This is a genomic window from Synechococcus sp. H55.11, from assembly GCF_047462475.1.
Lineage (GTDB): Bacteria > Cyanobacteriota > Cyanobacteriia > Thermostichales > Thermostichaceae > Thermostichus.
Genome location: NZ_JANSJI010000269.1, coordinates 1 through 3,154, shown reverse-complemented (window position 1 = coordinate 3,154; position 3,154 = coordinate 1). Strand labels below are relative to the sequence as shown.

Genomic DNA, 3,154 nt, shown 5'->3' with positions numbered 1-3,154 from the left:
TTTTTTGACTGTAACTTTAAGGTTCAGTTGTCCTCCGACATGGCGCAAGATTTGCCCTCTCCATCGGGATCCCTGGAACAGTTGTTTGGCCAGATGCCGCCCTTGGTCGGGCTTGACAGCTCCCTTGTCGAGCTTCTCTCCCTGCTGGCGCAAAAGAATGGCTCCTGGCCCTACGCCTTGGTGGTGGACGCAGGCCGAGTGGTGGGCATTTTGACACCTGTGGACGTGTTGCGGTGGGTGGCCAGCGACCGCTCTTGGCAGGGATCCACCCTGGCTGAGGTGATGACCACCCCGGTCGTGACCTTGGCCGTCGGCAACTACCGCGATCCCCTGGCATTGTTGGAGTTGATGCGGGCCCACGGGATCCGCCACTTGCCGGTGGTGGACGAAGCGGGATCCCTGTTGGGGGTGGTGAACCAAGATGAGGTGTGCTGGCGGCTAACCTTAGGCCCGCCGCCTTCAGCATCAGTCTGGAGGGAGCCGTCAACGGAGAAACTGGATCTACCAGATCTACAAACCACCCTGAATTTGCGCGTTGCCATCGAACGCGTCATTCCTCTGGGCATTGCCGCCGTCAATTCACAAGGCAGACAGATCTACGTCAACGAGACCTTTGCCACGATGGTGGGCTGGCCCAAGGAGGAGCTCATCGGGAAGGATCCCCCTTTTGTCTATTGGCCCCCGGAAGAGATGGGCAAGATCACCGCCGCCTTTGCCCAGGGGCGGCCCCCGCAGGGATGGGAGCTGACCTTCAGGCGCCGCAGCGGGGAACGGTTTCCGGTGCGGATTTTGGAGGCTCCCTGGCTAGATGCCCAGGGAAAGGTAATCGGCATGATCGTCAGCGTACAGGATTTGACCCCGGAAAAAGAGTTGCAAAACCAACAGCAACAACTTCAGCACTCTCTGCAGTATCAGCAAGATCTGTTTCAAAGTCTCTTCGAGCAAGCCCCGGTGGGCATGGCGGTCACGGATGCGGCGGGGCACTTGCTAAAGGTGAACCAGAGCTTTTGCCAGCTCACCGGCTACACCGAGGCCGAGCTCTTGAGCATGAATTACGCCGACATAACGCATCCTGAGGATCTGCGGCAGGAGGCAATCTATGTCGAAGAAATACGAGCGGGCCGCCGCCGCGGCTACCGGATGGAAAAACGCTACATCCACAAAAGTGGCGAGATCCGGTGGGTGGATCTCTCGTCTTTTGCGGCGGAGACTCCCGAGAAACAGATTTACGGTGTCGCCTCAATTGTCGATATCAGCGAGCGCAAGCAGGCCCAGGAGCAGGTTCAATTGCAGCTCCACCAAGCCCGGCTGCTCAGCCACATCGTCCAAGGGATCCGGCAATCGTTGCAGGTGGAGTCCATCCTCAGTTTTGCTGTAGAGGAAGTTCGCCGTTTGTTGGATGTAGAGCGGGTGGTGATCTACCGCTTTTTCCCCGATTGGGTGGGCGAGATCGCCATGGAATCGGTTAGCCGGCCAGAGTTGAGCCTGCTGGGCCTGGTTATCGAAGATCGTTGTTTCGTAACCCAGTGGCACCAAGCCTATCAGCAGGGCCGCATTTCCGCCATTGAAGATATCGACACTGCCCCCATCCAGCCCTGCCACCGGGAGCTGCTGGCCAGCTTAGGGGTGCGGGCCAACTTGGTGGTGCCCATCTTGCAGTCGGCTGGCCCTGACGGCACAGACGGCAGGCTGGCCCGCCTCTGGGGGCTGTTGATTGCCCACCAGTGCAGCGCCCCCAAAAAATGGGATCCCTGGATGCCGGATTTTTTGCGACAAATTGCCGATCAACTGGGGCTGGCGCTGCAACAGGCGGAGCTGTTTGAGCAACTGCAAGCTGCCAATGCCGAGCTGCGCTACCAGGTGGAGGTGCGCAATGCCGAGCTGGCCCAGCGGGTAAGGTACGAGCAAATGCTGCGGCTCATTGGCGACAAGGTGCGCTCCAGCCTGGACGAACAGGAGATCTTGGCCACCGTGGTGCGGGAGCTGACCCAGGCTTTCCAACTGGGCGCCTGCGGTGTGGCCCTCATCCATCCGGAAACCCAGACCTACACGCTGGTCTACGAAGCGGCGGGATCCCTGCCCCCTATAGGCCAAGTTACCCTGCCCTTGGATCCCGTTCTTTTGCACCAGCTTCGCCAAGGCCAGACCCTCTACTTCAGCACGGATCACCCGCTGCGGGGGCGCTGCACCTTCCTCGCCTGCCCCCTGTTTGTGGAAACGGGCTCGTTGCTGGGCTTTCTCAAGTTGATCCGCTTGCCCCAGGAAGGGTTTATTGAAGCCGAGATCCACTTTGCCGAGCAGGTGGCCACCCAGTGCAGCATCGCCATTCGCCAGGCCCGCCTCTACCAAGAAATCCAGGCCCAGCTCCGGCAACTGCAGCGGCTCAACGAGCTCAAAGAAGAGTTTCTCAGCATGGTCTCCCACGAGCTGCGCACGCCTCTGACCAACATGAAAATGGCTTTGAAAATGTTGGAGGTGCGCGGTCTTTCCGAGGCGCAGATCCCCTATTTCCACATCCTCAAACAGGAGTGGCAAAAAGAGCTGGACTTGGTCAACGACCTGCTGGATCTGCAGCGGCTAGAGGCCGGCAGCCGCAGTCTGGAGATTGCCCGCTTCGAGGTGCGAGAGTGGCTGGAAAAGCTGGTGCCGCCCTTTGCTCTGCGCTTTCAGGAGCGCCGGCTCACTTTTGTCTCCCGCATTCCCTCTGAACCCATCCTGTTCAGCACCGATGTGGGGCTGCTCACCCGCATCCTCAGCGAGTTGCTGGCCAATGCTGCCAAATACACCCCTGCTGGCCAGCAGGTTTACCTGGAAGTGGCGGGCGATTCTTCGGGTCTCCATTTGCAGGTAATCAACACCGGCGTCGAGATCCCAGCGGAGCACCTGCCCCGCATTTTCGAGAAGTTCCACCGCATTCCGCAACTGGACTACGCCCACCAGGGGGGCACCGGCTTGGGCCTGCCGCTGCTGAAAAAGGCGGTGGAGCTGCTGCAAGGGATCCTGCGGGTGGAAAGCGGCGAGAACCGCACCCTGTTTGCAGTCAGCCTGCCGGATTTGGGCAGTTCTGCTCTCACCCCCAGCCCCTCTCCCTGAGGAACACCCTCACCCCCAGCCCCTCTCCCTGAGGGACTCCCTCACCCCCAGCCCCTCTCCC

At 60.2% G+C, this 3,154-nt stretch carries 1 protein-coding gene; it reads left to right on the top strand.

All coding sequences use genetic code 11. The features are described from left to right. On the top strand, nt 1-3,093 hold a 3,093-nt coding region (locus NW853_RS10860), incomplete at its 5' end, for a PAS domain S-box protein (protein ID WP_414349015.1). Between the last annotated feature and the right edge of the window lie 61 nt (nt 3,094-3,154).